Origin of the sequence: Prosthecobacter sp., assembly GCF_044222565.1 — a bacterium.
Classification (GTDB): Bacteria; Verrucomicrobiota; Verrucomicrobiia; order Verrucomicrobiales; family Verrucomicrobiaceae; genus Prosthecobacter.
In genome coordinates, this window is record NZ_JBGANA010000024.1 from 68,429 (window position 1) to 83,267 (window position 14,839).

Annotated in this window: 12 protein-coding genes and 1 tRNA gene; 7 read left to right on the forward strand and 6 right to left on the reverse strand. The window is 61.4% G+C overall.

The window, feature by feature from the left end:
• Positions 1-2: 2 nt before the first annotated feature.
• Positions 3-422 carry an HD domain-containing protein gene (locus ACILSR_RS26595; RefSeq protein ID WP_395752853.1) on the forward strand — a complete coding sequence of 140 codons (420 nt, stop codon included), beginning with the start codon at positions 3-5 and terminating at the stop codon, positions 420-422.
• 206 nt (positions 423-628) lie between these two features.
• On the opposite strand, the gene ACILSR_RS26600 is transcribed toward ACILSR_RS26595, so the two are convergent.
• On the reverse strand, positions 629-1,846 hold the full coding sequence (locus ACILSR_RS26600) for a L,D-transpeptidase (protein WP_395752854.1): 1,218 nt from the start codon (positions 1,844-1,846) through the stop codon (positions 629-631).
• A 187-nt stretch (positions 1,847-2,033) separates the two neighbouring features.
• Here ACILSR_RS26600 and ACILSR_RS26605 point away from each other — a divergent pair, with 187 nt between their 5' ends.
• A complete protein-coding gene (locus ACILSR_RS26605) occupies positions 2,034-2,555 on the forward strand; it encodes a hypothetical protein (RefSeq protein WP_395752855.1) in 522 nt (173 codons plus the stop codon).
• A 77-nt stretch (positions 2,556-2,632) separates the two neighbouring features.
• Here ACILSR_RS26605 and ACILSR_RS26610 read toward each other — a convergent pair whose 3' ends face one another.
• A complete protein-coding gene (locus ACILSR_RS26610) occupies positions 2,633-2,917 on the reverse strand; it encodes a hypothetical protein (protein ID WP_395752856.1) in 285 nt (94 codons plus the stop codon).
• Between the two features lie 459 nt (positions 2,918-3,376).
• Between ACILSR_RS26610 and ACILSR_RS26615 the strand changes: the two genes are divergently transcribed.
• Positions 3,377-3,565, forward strand: coding sequence for a hypothetical protein (locus tag ACILSR_RS26615; protein ID WP_395752857.1), 189 nt, complete (start codon positions 3,377-3,379; stop codon positions 3,563-3,565).
• Positions 3,566-3,712: 147 nt separating this feature from the next.
• Here ACILSR_RS26615 and ACILSR_RS26620 read toward each other — a convergent pair whose 3' ends face one another.
• Both ACILSR_RS26620 and ACILSR_RS26625 read right to left on the reverse strand, forming a co-directional pair.
• Positions 3,713-4,648 carry a hypothetical protein gene (locus ACILSR_RS26620; RefSeq protein ID WP_395752858.1) on the reverse strand — a complete coding sequence of 312 codons (936 nt, stop codon included), beginning with the start codon at positions 4,646-4,648 and terminating at the stop codon, positions 3,713-3,715.
• Positions 4,649-4,727: 79 nt separating this feature from the next.
• Positions 4,728-6,011 (reverse strand): Gfo/Idh/MocA family protein, encoded by a 1,284-nt coding sequence (locus ACILSR_RS26625; protein ID WP_395752859.1) that lies wholly within the window; start codon positions 6,009-6,011, stop codon positions 4,728-4,730.
• A gap of 57 nt (positions 6,012-6,068) precedes the next feature.
• On the opposite strand from ACILSR_RS26625, the gene ACILSR_RS26630 reads away from it, so the two are divergent.
• Complete coding sequence (locus ACILSR_RS26630; protein WP_395752860.1) at positions 6,069-8,189, forward strand: alpha/beta hydrolase family protein; 2,121 nt, start codon at positions 6,069-6,071, stop codon at positions 8,187-8,189.
• Between the two features lie 37 nt (positions 8,190-8,226).
• Positions 8,227-9,441 (forward strand): MFS transporter, encoded by a 1,215-nt coding sequence (locus tag ACILSR_RS26635; RefSeq protein ID WP_395752861.1) that lies wholly within the window; start codon positions 8,227-8,229, stop codon positions 9,439-9,441.
• A 40-nt stretch (positions 9,442-9,481) separates the two neighbouring features.
• On the opposite strand, the gene ACILSR_RS26640 is transcribed toward ACILSR_RS26635, so the two are convergent.
• A complete protein-coding gene (locus ACILSR_RS26640; RefSeq protein ID WP_395752862.1) occupies positions 9,482-11,179 on the reverse strand; it encodes an IPT/TIG domain-containing protein in 1,698 nt (565 codons plus the stop codon).
• 268 nt (positions 11,180-11,447) lie between these two features.
• Positions 11,448-11,524 (reverse strand) — tRNA-Pro (locus ACILSR_RS26645).
• Positions 11,525-11,705: 181 nt separating this feature from the next.
• Between ACILSR_RS26645 and ACILSR_RS26650 the strand changes: the two genes are divergently transcribed.
• Together ACILSR_RS26650 and ACILSR_RS26655 are read left to right on the forward strand one after the other, a co-directional pair.
• Positions 11,706-12,782, forward strand: coding sequence for an ABC transporter ATP-binding protein (locus tag ACILSR_RS26650; protein WP_395752863.1), 1,077 nt, complete (start codon positions 11,706-11,708; stop codon positions 12,780-12,782).
• Between the two features lie 361 nt (positions 12,783-13,143).
• On the forward strand, positions 13,144-14,829 hold the full coding sequence (locus ACILSR_RS26655) for an ABC transporter substrate-binding protein (RefSeq protein ID WP_395752864.1): 1,686 nt from the start codon (positions 13,144-13,146) through the stop codon (positions 14,827-14,829).
• The last annotated feature ends 10 nt before the right edge of the window (positions 14,830-14,839 follow it).

The window sequence follows — 14,839 nt, forward strand, 5'->3', positions numbered from 1 at the left end:
CCATGAAAACCGAGACCATTGATCGTGCCCGCCAAGTCGCCACGGAGTGTCATCAGATGCAAACGCGTCGGGACGGCGTGACGCCCTACATTGTGCACCCGGAAAAAGTGGCGGAGATCGTGGAAAAAATGGGCGGAGGCGAGCTGGAGATCGCGGTGGCGTGGCTGCATGACACGGTGGAAGACACGGAGATGACGCAGGAACGTCTGCTGGAGCTCTTTGGCCCGGTGATCGCCGAGGCGGTGCAGGCGCTGACGCACGCGGAGGGGGAAGACTACCCCACGGCAGTGCTGCGCGCGAAGGCGAACCCGATTTCACGGATGGTGAAGATGGCGGACAATCTGGCAAACCTGTCTGACAGCCCTTCGCCGAAGCAGGTGGCGAAGTATGCGGGGTCGCTGATTCAACTGCTGTCCAAGTGACTCTGCTTTCAACGACTTCCCGCCCTCATCTTTGGGCTTCGGGGACACGGCTGAAAAAGTTTCCAAGTTTCCATGCTATAGGATGGAAACTTGGAAACTTTTTGGCTGCGGCCTGCGGAGGGGCAACGGAGGGCAGGGAGAGGCAGTGCCCCCCTGCCCTGATCGTTAGATGGTAGGAGGCTACCAGCAAAGGGGCAGGATCCAGATCAATGGATGGACACCATCACGCCTGCCCTCACATGGGTGGCGAGGCGGGCGATGTCCCAGTTGGCGAGGCGGACGCAGCCGTGGCTGGCGCTGCGGCCGATGGCGTCGGGGTCGCTGGTGCCATGGAGGCCGATGCCGGGCTTGTTCAGGGCCACCCAGATGACGCCGACGGGATTGTTCGGGCCGGGGTGGAGGAGGTAGGTTTTGTCCCCACGCTCGCCAGTGTTCAGGAAGGAGAGGTCGTAACGGAAGTCGGGCAGCAGGGCGACACCTTTGACCTTCCACTCGCCGAGGGGGGACTCGGTCTGGGCGGAGCCGATGGTGACGGGGTAGGCGGCGACAAGTTTTTCGTTTTCGAAGAGGCGGAGCATATTGTCTTTCGTGTCCACTTTGACGGCGATTTGGTCGGGGGAGAGCGGGCCGGTGGGCGCTGTTGCGGGTGCAGGGGCATCCTCAGGCGAAGGATCCTTTTCGGCGGCCTTGGGGGCTTTTTTGGCCTTGCTGTCCTTGGCTCCGGTAGAGGGGTGTTTGGGCTTGTCTTCTTTGACCTGGCCGGAGGCTTTTCCATCCTTGGACTTGGACGCCAGCAAATCGAGAAGGGGGAGGGTCTTCACGCTGGCGAGATCGAAGGGTTCGACATTGGGAACTCGAAGGGTGTCTCCGGCTTTGAGGGCTTCGAGCTTGCCGGGATTGAGCTCCCGGAGGTAGTCGATGTCCACGTGAAATCTTTCTGCAACGGCCTCGGCCACAGTGGCATAGGGCAGCCATTTGAGCTTGGCCATCTCAGGCACCTTCGCGGGCAGCTGGCCAGCGGCGCTGACGTCCGCCTCCGTGACGGTGTAGGTGGTGAAGACATCCTTCACGGCGCTGGCCAGGTCCATGTCCGAGAGGTCGGGCAGCGGGAGGGTCTTTTCGGGTTTGCCTGCCTCCTTGGCGGAAGGGGCGGTGGGGGCGGCCGGGGTTGGGAGCGGCGGGAGGCTGTGGGCCTCACGGTAGAGTTCCAGGGCCTTTTCGGAAAAGCCGCCGAAGCGCCCGTCGATCTTGCCGGGGCCGAAGTTGCCGCGGTCGAGGAAGACCTGCAGGCGAGTGGCGGCTTCGTGGTCGGCAGGGAGAGCGTGCGGGGCTGCGGGCGGGTGCGACAGGTCGGCTGCGGGGAGCGGCAGGCCGAGGAGCAGGATGAAGACAGTCAGCACACGGGGCAGTAGGGAGAGATTCATGCTCTGATCTTCGCCCCTGCGCGGACCGGTGGCTGTGCGGGATTCCTCCTGAGCACCCCTAGGGGGCGGCACTGAGGCAGGCGGCCATTTCCTATAACACGAGCCGTTGTAAAGAGGTTCTGTCTTTTTTGGCAATGACTCCCCCCGCCCAGCGTGAACTTTTTGAGAACGGGTTTACACTGGCTGCATGCGCCGCCGCCCCGCAAGCAAGAGCCTGGACCCCTCCCCCTGCCCGTCTGAAGATGTGGCGGCATCGGTGCCGGCGCCAGAGCTTGGGATCCTGCACAGCGAGGGGGAAGTGCGGAGGCTCATGGCAGGCAAAGGCCGGGTGAATGCTGCGCAAATGGCTGAGGTGCTGGCGAGGATCAGCAGCGTCATGGCGGACTATCTCGAAGGCGGGAGGCACATCGAGGTGGTGCTGAACCCGGTGGAAATCCTCTCGGCTGTGGATGCGGCGCTGCAGGAAGCGGAAGGGCGCCCAAGTCCCTGGCCGGACGGCGCGGATGCTCGCACCTTCTTTGTCCACGGACTGTATGAAGAGCTGGTCCAGCAGCCGAGCAATCTCTTCCAGACGCGCGTGTTTCCAGATGGCTCCGAGCGGTATATCCCGCTGGACAAAGGCACCTGGAAAGCCTGCCTGAAGCGTCTGCGGGAGCAGATCGTGAGAAGCGGATCGCAGCTGGGACGGCGCGGCGGGAAACGGGGATGATTTTGAAGGATGAAGCGAGGAGTGGCCAGGCGGACATAGCGTGGGCTGTACCTGTCAATTACAGGGGGCGTGAGAACTCACTCAGGGGCCTGCTGGATGAAAAGAGAGAGGCAGACGCCCTGTTCCAAGATCAGTTCATAGGCGCTGGCGGCGAGGACGGGCTTTTCGAGGATGGCAAGGACGAGCTCCACGAGCGTGGCGGCTTTCCGTTCAGCGGTGGGGTTGTCGCTCACACTTGCAATCAAGGTGCTGCAGGCGGCCCGAAGCCGGGCGAGTTGCTCAGGACTCAGATCCTGGTGCTGACTGGCATAGACTTTGACATCGATCGTTCTGAGTGCCTCGAGGGCTGCCTCCTTTTGCATAAGGTGCTTGTTTCGGTTCAGGAGTTCACTGTGGCAAATGGCGTCACGCAGTATGACGATCTTTTAATTATAAGATATGGGCCATTACACCTGAATAAACTAAAGAAAATGTTCATTTTAGGTCACTTTGGTGCCTTTTTACCAAGAGAATCCAGCTTTCGAAGTCTTCTCCACCCAAAAAGCAGGTTCGCCTCCCCTGCCCTGTGCTGTGGCACGAGCGGCAGGCTGGCCGGTGGGAGACGCTTTGCTGTTCCGCATTTCCATATGGTCTCGCATGGGGACGCCTTTGCGGCGCAGATACCGCCACATGTGGACGCTTGGGGATGCTTCTTGAGCCGTGTTCGTGTGAACGGTCCAGAAAATCAATACATCCACTTTTTGCTCAATCTTTTCGTAAGTTTTTAGCCGCTAACTTGCGCCGCGTGATCCGAATTCTGGGTGTCAGGAGGTAAAGACCCCATGAAAACGTTTAAAGTGTCTCTCAATATTGGCGGCGCTTCCTTTATCCCGGCTGATCGCTGGGAAAAAGATGGCGACTGGTACAAGTTTTATCGGGAAGGTTCCATGATCGCGGAATTTGCCGCGCCCTGGGTGAAAAAGATCGAGGAACGTGACTTCCCCAACGACAATGGAGAAGCGGCCAAGTGAAGAAGCTTCTGGCTGCGAGCATGCCGAGCCCTTTCATTTCCGGCCACCTCTGTCCTCTTTCAGGGAGGAGGCGGATTGAGCAGGATGAAGAGGAGGTGGCCGGAAAGTGTGCCCGGTAGGGGTGGTCAGCGATGCGCTACAGCCAGCTTATGGGAGGACGAGGTAGCTGCCTTCGACGGCCTGCTTCTTGTATTTCTGGCCGTTGTACAGATACTCCACGGTCAGCATGTTGCGGCCCTGTTCCTGAACCACGACCTGGGCGACACCGGCGGTGGTGGTGCCATCGGTGACGGCCACGGCGGCTCCGGTGGCGATGGTGGAGTTGCCTTGGTCTAAGGCAGCATCGCTAAGCTGGTCGGTGACGAGGATGGAGACGGGTGCATTAATCACACCGCTGGGCACCAGCTTGTTGAGGCGGTTTTTCACGTTTCTGGCAGCCTCATTGGGCAAGGAGTAGCGGGCGCTGATGAGCTGGATGGTGCCAGGGACGAAGCCGTTGGTAACCACGACCGGGGCACCCGCAGGAGCGGCGCCAGGAGGCACTGCACCGGGAGGGACCGCACCGGGAACGGGGGCAGGCGGGGCATCGACGACGGCCATGCGGCGGGCGCTCAAGACTTCCATGGCCTGGGAGAGCAGGCTGGCACGACCGGTGGGGGTGATGACGGCGCCATTGAAGGTGCCCCCGTTGGGATTGGCCTGGCACCAGTCGCGGGTGCTGATGGCTTGCTTCAAGGTGGCGAGGGACTGACCGGTGAGGTCCATGAGCTGCAGGGCCTCCCTTTCCTGGCGCTGGAGCATGGCGGCCTGGGCGTTGCCAGCCTTGCGATCCATCTCAGCCTGGGCCTCGGCGGCTGGATCGGCCTGACCATATTTGACGCGAATGTCTGGCGGCAGATTGGAGAGGGTGATGGTGGCAAACCCATCGGAATGCATGATGCGGATCTCGGTGGGAGACACCTTCATGACCTTGACCTGCTGGAAGGTCTTGCCGTCCAGGGTATTGAGCTGGGGATAGACATCAGCAGCTTTGACCGCCAGTGTGCAGGAAAATAAGGACACCACTGCAAGAATTGTTCTCATAGTGGGCGCATTGCAACACAGGCGGTCCCTTTCGTCAAGGCGGTGTTCGAAAATAGAGAAAACACGCACTTCTGATCTCTCAGACGATCTTCCAGGCCTCGCGCATGGGGCGGAGCAGCATTTGGTTGGCCTGCTCGTCGCCCTCAAAGCGTTCGGCCTTCGGGTCGAACTTGAGAGGCCGGCCGAGAGCGGCGGAGATGGCACCGATGTGGCAGGTGGTGGCGGCGCGCTGGGCGATCTCTGCCGTGGCGGCGGTGCGGCTGCGGGAATACACGGCGTCGATGAAATTGCGGTGGTGGTTCTTGGACTCGTAGAGCTTCACGTCGGTGTCCTTGAGCTTGGCGCGCAAGATGGCGTCGTCGCTGGCCTTGAGGACTTCGGACTCGGTGTAGATCCAACCCTCGCTGCCGATGAAGCGGGTGCCCCATTTCGTCTTGTCCTCGGTGCTGGTCATCACCACGCGGGGGCCGTTGGTGTATTGGTACTCGATGCGGAAGCTCTCGGCGGCATCGTAGATGCCGGAACTGCGGCGCTTCACCTCCGTGGCGCTGACCTCTGTGGGGGTGGTTTCATCCATGCCGGCCCCCCATTGGGCCACATCCAGAAAGTGCGCGCCCCAGTCGGTGATGTAGCCGGGGGCGTATTCCTCGATCCAGCGGAAGTTGAAATGACAGCGCGCCGCCGTGTAGGGTTTTTCGGCGGCTGGGCCGAGCCACATGGCGTAGTCCAGGTGGGCGGGCACGGCCTCCGTGGCCTCCAAGCCGGTGTAGCCGCCACGGATGGCAAACTTCCCCGGCACGCCGATTTCGATTTCCTTCAACGTGCCGATGTAGCCATTGCGCACGCGCTCGCAGGCCATGCGGACTTTCAGGCCGGAGCGCCGCCAGGTGCCGCACTGAAGCACGCGCTTGTTTTCCTCCACCGCACGGCAGATGGCGCGGCCTTCCAGGATGCTGGCGCCGAGAGGCTTCTCGGAATACAGGTCTTTCCCAGCTCTCGCGGCGGCGATGGCCACATTCGAGTGCCAGTGGTCCGGCGTTGCGTTCATGATGGCGTCCACGTCCTTGCGGGCCAGCACCTCGCGGAAGTCTTTATAAATGGCGGTCTCGGGCAGGCCGGCCAGCTTGGCGGCCGCGGCAGCGTGCTGGGAGTCCACGTCGCAAATGGCCACAATTTTCACGCGTTCATCGGCCATGAGGGCCTTCAGGTTGCTCGTTCCCTGCCCGCCCACACCGATGCAGGCTAGCTGCACCTTTTCATTCGGGGACACGGCTCCTGCTCGCCCCAAGGTGGCGGCGGAGACGATGAAGGGGACGGCAGTGCTGAGAAATTGACGACGGGTGGGAGATGCTGCGGTGCGCATGGGAAAGAAACGCCACTGGTTTCCGATATTCATCATTCCACCTATTCCGCCTCATTCATGGATTCCCCTGCCCTGCCCCGCCGTCGTGACTTTCTGCAAACCACCGGCCTGGGCCTCATAGGCTGGCCTGCGCTGCAGTCCTTCTTTGGCAGCACCGGTTCCGCGCTGGCACAGTCGTCAGCCGCGCCTGCCACTGCCGCCGCAGGTGCGACCACTCTTCCCCAGCTGAACCGCTTCCCGCGCATGATGCAGGACTGGCTGGTGACCGAGGTGCGTGCTGCCGAGCAGCGCGGCAACGCCCGGCGTGAGGCTTTGAAGACCAAGGTGGATGCCGAGGCCTATGTGAAGTCTGTGCAGCAGCGCATCCGCGACTGCTTTGGCCCGCTGCCAGAAAAGACGCCGCTGAATGCCAAGGTGACCAAGACGCTGGAGCGGGAGGGCTACCGCATCGAGAACATCGTGTTTGAAAGCCGTCCGGGTTATCTCGTCACGGGAAACCTGTACCTGCCTACCGCAGCCAAAGGCAAGGTGCCGGGCGTGATCGGCGTGTGCGGGCATTCGCTCAATGGCAAGGCGGCGGAGGCGTACCAGAGCTTTGCGCAGGGGCTTGCTCGCCAGGGGCAGGCCTGCTTTCTCATCGATCCCGTGGGCCAGGGCGAGCGCTTTCAATACCTCAATGAAAAGCTGGGATCGCGCCTGGGCGGAGGCACTTCGGAGCACAACCAGATGGGCGTGCCGCAGGCGCTGGTAGGCGAGTTTCTCGGCACCTGGTTTGTGTGGGACGGCATACGTGCGCTGGACTACCTGATCACGCGTCCGGAGATCGACACGAAGCATCTTGGCATCACCGGCAACTCCGGCGGCGGCACGCAGACGACGTGGCTGTGCGGAATGGAGCCGCGCTTCACCATGGGAGCCCCATCCTGCTTCGTCACCACCTTCCGCCGCGATGCTGAAAACGAACTGCCACAGGACATGGAGCAGTGCCCGCCACGCGTCCTCGCGCAGGATCTCGATCATTGCGATTTCCTCGCAGCGATGGCGCCGAAGCCGGTGATCATCCTCGCGCAGGAGAAGGACTTCTTTGACAATCGCGGCTCTACGGAAAGCTACGAGCGGCTGAAGAAACTCTACACTCTGCTCGGCAAGCCGGAAAACATCCAGCTCCACATCGGGCCGGATCCGCACGGCTACACGCAGTCGAATCGCGAGGCGATGTACAAGTTCTTTGGCAAGGCCACGGGCGTCCCCGCCGCTGCGGCGGAGCCAGCGCTGGTGATCGAGAAAGACGAAGAGCTGCTCTGCACGCCGAAGGGCCAGGTGGCGGAGTCTGGCTCGCGCACGCTGATGAGTTTCACGCGGGAAAAGGCAGAGGCTCTGGCTGCGAAGCGCAAGCCGCTCTCCGGCGAGGCTTTGCGCAAAGCGGTGCGCGAGGTGCTGCGGTTGCCCGCGCTGGCAGAAACCGCGCCGGATTACCGCATCCTGCGCAGCGTGGGCCAGCGCAAGTACCCTACCAAGGGCTACTGTACCTACGCCGTAGAAACGGAGCCTTCAGTGTTTGCCCTCGTCACACGCCTGAGCGATGAGGCGCTCACCTCGCGCCTGCCGCGTGGGCAGAGCAAGGCCGTGCTCTACATCTCCCACCGCTCCGCCGATGCCGAGCTGCGCAGCGATCCCTTTGTAAAAGCGCTCATGGCCGCCGCACCTGACGCCGCCTTCTTTGCCTGCGATGTGCGTGGCATGGGAGATTCCCAGCCGGATACCTGCGGGGCCAATCAGTTCCTCGGCCGCTACGGCAGCCACTATTTCTACGCCGCCTTCAGCCAGATGCTGGACCGTCCGCTGCCAGGCCAGCGCGCCCACGATGTGCTGCGCGTGCTGCAGCTTCTCGCGGCTGCTGGGCACACAGAGGTTCATCTCGCCGGTCAGGGCTGGGGCGCTTTGCCTGCCGCATTTGCCGCGCTGCTGTCTCCTGAGGTGAAACAGGTCACGCTCAAGCACGCGCTGACCTCCTTCCATGAACTGGCGATCCACGAGGACCAGCAGTGGCCCGCCGCCGTCATGGTGCCGCAGGTGCTGCAGCACTTTGACCTGCCCGACTGCTATGCCGATCTGCAAACGCGCGAGTGCAACCTCAGCCTCATCGAGCCCTGGACTGCCGCTGATGGCATGAAATGACATTTTTCCACACGCCTTTTCTCCACCCACCCACGCCATGCAGACCCAACTCAAGATCAAGCTCTCGCTTTTCATGTTCCTCCAGTACTTCATCTGGAGCTGCTGGTACATGACGCTGGGTTCCTACCTCGGCACGGTGCTGAAGTTCAATGGCGAGCAGATCGGCCTGGCCTATGGCGCTTTTGCCTGGGGAGCGATCCTTTCTCCCTTCATCGTGGGATTGATCGCAGATCGCTTTTTTGCCTCGGAGAAAATTATCGCCGTGCTGGGTGTGGTCGGCGGACTGGTGATGCTGGGGATACCGCAGTTGAAGACCTTTGGGGCGGTTTATCCCATGCTGATTTTGTATTGCACGCTCTACGCGCCGACGCTGGCGCTGGGCAATTCCATCTCCATGACCCATCTCGCGGACGCGAAGAAGGATTTCCCGTTTGTGAAAATCTTCTCCGCTGTGGGCTGGATCGCCGGTGGTGTGGTGCTGAGCCAGTTGAAGGCGGAGCAGTCAACACTGCAGTATTATCTGGCGGGCGGCTCGTCGATCGTGTTTGGCCTGTTTGCTTTGGTGCTGCCGCATACGCCGCCGAAGAAGAAGGGGCAGGATGTCTCGCTGGGGGAGGTGCTGGGGCTGGATGCGCTGGCGCTGCTGAAGCGGCCCGCGTTTGCCATCTTCATCCTGTGCATGTTTCTCATCTGCATTCCGCTGTACTTTTACTTCGTGAACATGGGCAGCTACCTCACGCAGCTGAAGTGGGAGGACATGGCGCAGAAGATGACGCTGGCGCAGGTCTCGGACATTCTTTTCCTCATCCTGCTGCCGCTGATGCTGAAAAAGCTTGGCTACAAGAAGACGATCTTCCTTGGCATCTTCGCCTGGGTAACCCGCTACTTCATGCTCAGTGCCAGCGCCTCGGGCACGGGTACGCTGCTCATCTTTGGAGCGATCCTGCTGCATGGCGTCTGCTACGACTTCCTCTTCATCGCGGGGCAGCTTTACGTCGATAGCGAAGCCAACGAGCGCATTCGCGGCGCGGCACAGGGCCTCATTGCCATCATCCTCTGGGGTTTTGGCTCGCTGGTGGGCACCTACCTCGCCGGATATTTCATGGAGCAGCATAAGCTGGCCGCACCCAAGGGAGATATCACCCACGACTGGTCCGCCATCTGGGCCACCCCGGCTTGGATCGCCTTGGGGGTGCTGGTGCTGTTTTTGATCTTCTTCCGCGAGCCGCGTGGTACTACCAGTGCCCGCTGATGAAAAAAACGTAAGCTTGCCTTCCGAGCGAGATTCGAACTCATGGTCGCGTCACCTGCAAACGCATCATTCGGCGGGTGAGACCATTGCTCGGCACCACATCGCCTATCAGCACTGGGTCAGGAGTGGTGCCGGGTTTCACGATGTGCGGGGTGCTGCCACCTGCGCTGGTGTTCCACTGCCACGCACCACCGCCCTGCTTGGTCGCCACGGAGCTCCAGTTCACCAAGTCCTCGGTGGCCTGCACCGTATAGATCACATCCGCCGGCGGCGGGGTGGGAAGCGTGAAACTGAGGGAGAGCCGGTCAGTGAGCAATGGATCTGCCGAACTCTGCACGATGTTTGGCAACGCGGAAGATGGGGCCGTGACGAGGGGACTGTGGCCGAGGGCATACTTCAGCAGGTTTGGCAGCCCGTCTCCGACGTACGACTCAGTATCCGCGAGATTTGCGGAAGTGGCATCGGTGCCGAAATGGTTGAGCCTCCAGATTTGCATGCCAGGGGAGAAGACAATCTTGCTGACTGTGCCGGTTGGACCGTTTGCGACAAAGAGGTCGCCGGAACGGTCAAAGGCCAGGGCTTGAGGTTGATTGATGCCGGTGAGGGAAGGTGGATTGACACCGGTGAGAGCGCTGGATGGAGTCGTCGATCCGGCGACGAACTTGCTTACCGTGACGCCATGAAAATTTGCCACGAAGAGATTGTCGTAGCTGTCAAAGGCCAGAGAGAAAGGCCCGCCGAGGCCGGTGAGCGTGGCGGAAGGCGTGATGGCTCCCGGTGCAAATTTGCTGACCGTATCTGCACTGGAATTTGTCACGAAGAGGCTTCCGAAACTGTCAAAGGCCAGAGCGGTGGGATTGCTGAGACCCGTGAGCGTGGCGGAAGGTGTGGTGGCACCCGGCGCAAACTTGCTCACGGTTCCCGCCTGATAATTTGCCACAAAGAGGTTGCCGAAGTTGTCGAAAGCAAGTGAGACTGGCCCGCCGAGACCGCTGAGCGTGGCGGAAGGAGTGACGGAGCCAGGCGCAAACTTGCTCACCGTGTTAACATGAAAATTGGAGACGAAGAGATTGCCAGCACTGTCGAAGACCAGGGCAGTGGGACTGCCTAGACCGGTCAGCGTGGCGGAGGGACTAACCACACCGGGCGCAAACTTGCTCACGGTGCCGTCGAAAAAATTGGCGACAAAAAGATTGTCAGAATGGTCAAAGGCCAGTGCGTAAGGATTCCAGCCGCAGACGAGCGTCGCAGATGGCACGGTGGTCCCAGGTGCAAACTTGCTCACAGTGTTGTCATTGCTGTTTGCCACAAAGAGGTTGCCAGAACTGTCGAAGGCTAGAGCACGAGGCGAGGCGAGTCCCGTCAGAGTGGTAGTCGAGCAGTCCTGCACCAGCGTGGCGACCACGACCGGTGGGCCGGAGGATAGACCGTTGACGGAGACAGAGGCCCGCAACACACCGGTAGTGTCCGGTGGAATTTCGAATGTAAGGGTCAACTTGGTGGAGGTGGCGGCCGTGACCACACTTCGGCCACCATTGTTGTAGGCTACGATGTTGTCGAAGACCACGATGTTGTTGCCGGGGGTCGTGGCATCGAAACCGGTGCCGTTAATGGTGAGCGTAATGGCGTCACTCAACTGGTTCGCGGTGCTGCTGGTGACAGTGGGAGCGGCCGCGGCCCCCTCAGAAACAAACAAAGCCAGAATGAGCGCCAGCAGGATATGGCGCAAGCTTGTCATGCTGCTGGCGGACCCGGAGATTTCGCGAGGCGATGAATTCAACGTGCATAGCAAAGGAGATGGGCATTTCATTGGCCGAATTAACATGTGCCACTGCATAGACATGGGGCGTAATTCAGAATTATATGCAGAGGAGGCTTTCGAGAAAACAAAATCTCTGACACCTTCATCTGGGGCATGTCCTACGTGCCACGGTCACATTTGATCTGCTCCCTTGATCCGTATTAGAGAGCCATCGGATCCCCTCGGGGGGGAGACATATTAACCGTGGTCGGGCTGGCGAGATTCGAACTCACGACCTCTTGCACCCCATGCAAGCGTTCTACCAGGCTGAACTACAGCCCGACCTATGGTTGACGTTCTCACCAGCGGAGCCGTTTTTGAGGTGGCCGCCGTTTGGCGAGAGGACGCGCATTTTGGACAGACCTGGAAGCTTTGCAACTGCGATGTTGTGTTCTTGTGAGAATGTCTGCGGGGCTTGCCATTGTACGGCGGCTCAAGTAAAACCGGGGCCTTAATCCTCTGCATGGTCACCATTACAATTCAGGAACTCACCAAACGATTTGGCGGCAGTGTCGTCCTGAGCAGTGTGGATCTGCAGATCGCGGCCGGAGAGCTGTTCTTTCTGCTGGGGCCGAGCGGCTGCGGCAAGACGACGCTGCTCCGGCACATCGCGGGCTTTTACACGCCGGACGCGGGCAGAATCTACTTTGATGACGAGGACGTGACCCGCCTGCCGGCACACCGGCGCGGTACAGGCATGATGTTTCAAAGCTACGCACTGTGGCCGCACCTGAACGTGGCGCAGAATGTGGCCTTTGGCCTCGAGGAGCGGAAGCGCCCTCGGCGGGAGATCGAGCACCGGGTGTCTGAGGCGCTGGAGCAGGTGAAACTGGACGGCCTGGGCACGCGCAAGATCCAGCAGCTCTCCGGCGGGCAGCAGCAGCGCGTGGCGCTGGCCCGCGCGCTGGTGGTCCGCCCGAAATGCCTGCTGCTGGACGAGCCGCTGTCCAATCTGGATGCCAAACTGCGGCTGGAGATGCGCACGGAGATCCGCCACATCTGCAAAGAGCATGGCCTGACGGCCATCTATGTGACGCATGACCGTGATGAGGCGCTGAGCATGGCAGACCGCATGGGAATCATGGACGCGGGAAAGCTCACCCAGGTGGGAGCGCCTCCGGAGATCTACCTCAATCCCGCCACGCGCATGGTGGCCGAGTTCATCGGCGAGACGAATTTTGTGGAGGGGCGCATGCTGCGTGAGAGCAGCCGCGAGGGGTATCTGGATGTGGAGACGCCTTTTGGTGTGCTGCGTGGACGCACCGACGGCACCTGGCAGCCTGCTGCGGGGCAGCCGGTGATGCTGAGCATCCGGCCGGAGGCGCTGACCTTTGGCAACGTGCTGGATTCCCCCAACCGCTTCCCGGGGCACATCATCGACACGACCTATCTCGGTGCGACCGTTCAGTACCTGCTGCAGATCCACGGCGGTCCGCAGATGAAGGTGTGCGAGATCAATCCGCAGGAGATCCGTCTGCCCGGAGCAGAGGAGGTGCGCCTGATGGCGGCGATGTATGATGTGGTGATCTTGAGGAAATGAAGGCGTTTTTCCAGAGCGGTGCGCGCGAGGGATGTCTGACATCCTTCTCTTCCTCCTGCTCCTCCTCTTGCTCCCTTTTCAGGAATGCGAAGGCCGTATGCGCAAAAGAGGACGAGGGGCCACTCGGCGGCGGCTTGAGGACAAGCCGCCCTACCCGCCGCCGGACAAGCGCGCGCCCAGCGCAGGTAGGGCGGGCTGTCCCCAGCCCGCCGTCGTCGGAGCCCAAAGCATATTGGAGCCGGAGCGGTGCGGTGGTTTCCTGGGCGCTTTGGTCTGGGAGGATTAAGCAGAACGGAGCGATAAGATCGAGGACGAGGTCGAGTAGGAGGACGAGGACGAGCAGAGGAAGGGGGGGAGCGTTATGAAGGCGCTTTTGGAGAATCCGCGTGTGCAGGCTGTCATGGCGTGGATGCATGTCTGGCGCAAGGAACTCGCGGTCGGAGTGGCGATGCTGGTCACGCTGGCGGGGCCGTTTTTGCTGAAGCCAAAGGAGAGCACGGCGCCCTCGCACTACGATGAGCGGCTGGTCATCATATCGCCGCATCATGACCGCATTCGGGCGGAGTTTGGGCAGGCGTTTGCCAAACAGTGGAAGCAGCAGACGGGCAAGACCCTGTTCATTGACTGGCGTGTGCCGGGCGGCACCTCTGAGATCGCCATGCTGATCAAGTCGGAGGCCTTGGCGGCGTTTCAGCAGCACTGGGAGAAGAAGCTGAATCAAACCTGGACGCCTGCCGTGGCGCAGGACTGCCTAAACCCGAAAGCGGCGCCGGACAACGCAGCGCGCAAGGCCTACCTGGCCTCCAACGTGGGCACGGGCATGGACGTGTTTTTTGGCGGGGGCGCGTATGACTTTGAGCAGCAGGCCAAGGCGGGCACGCTGGTGGCGGGCGATGGTGAAAAGACGGGTCTCAGCGCTTTGGCGAAAAAGCACCCGGAATGGTTTGGCGAGGGCGGAATTTCTGAAAAGCTCAGCGGGGAACCGTTCCGCGATCCCCGATTTCGCTGGTGCGGCACCTGTCTTTCCACCAGCGGCATCGTTTTCAATCGCGATGTGCTGCGGCGACTCGGCATCGCTGAAGATCCGGCGGCGTGGGCGGACCTCGCTGACCCGCGATACTATGGGCAGATCGCCCTGAGCGATCCTGGCAAAAGCGGCTCCGTGACGAAGGCGCTGGAGATGCTGATCCAGCAGCAGATGCAGGCGGCGTATGAACGGCTCAAGGCCGTGCCGAAGTCCAGGCTGACGCCGGAGCAGCTGGAGGCCCAGGCGGTGGCGGAGGGGTGGAATGAGGGACTGAGGCTGATCCTGCGCATCAGTGCGAACGCGCGTTACTTCACCGATTTCTCCACCAAGATCCCGCTGGAAGTGGCGAAGGGAGATGCTGCCGCAGGCATGTGCATCGACTTCTACGGACGCTCCGCCGAAGAGAATGTGCGCAGGGCAGACGGCAGCTCGCGCGTGGGCTTCATAGCCCCGCTGGGAGGCACCTCCGTCAGCGTCGATCCCATCGGCATGCTGCGAGGCGCACCCAATGCGGAGCTGGCCACGGCTTTCATGGAGTTCGTGCTGGGAGATGCCGGACAGAAGCTGTGGAGCTACCGCGTGGGCGAGCCCGGAGGCCCGCAGCACCACGCCCTGCGCCGGCTGTCTGTGCGGCGGGACCTCTACACCGCCGAGAACATCCCGCGCATGAGCGATGGCAAGGAGGCACCCTTTGAGAAAGCCGAAGCCTTCACCTACCACCCCGAGCGCACCGCCGCCGCCTTCAGCGCCATCCGCTTCATCGTGCGGGTGATCTGCGTGGACTCGCATGATGAACTCCACGCTGCCTGGAGGCACATCATCGACAACGGCATGCCCGAGCGCTCCGTTCAGGTGCTGGAAGATCTGACGCGCGTGAAGTACGAGGCCGCTATGGGCACCATCTCAAAGACCCTGGCCGCCCGCGACAAGGTTCAGGAAACCCGCCTCGCACGTGAACTTGGAGACGCCTTCCGCAACCAGTACCTCAAGGCCGGCTACATGGCGCTGCGGAGGGAGTGAAAACCTGACC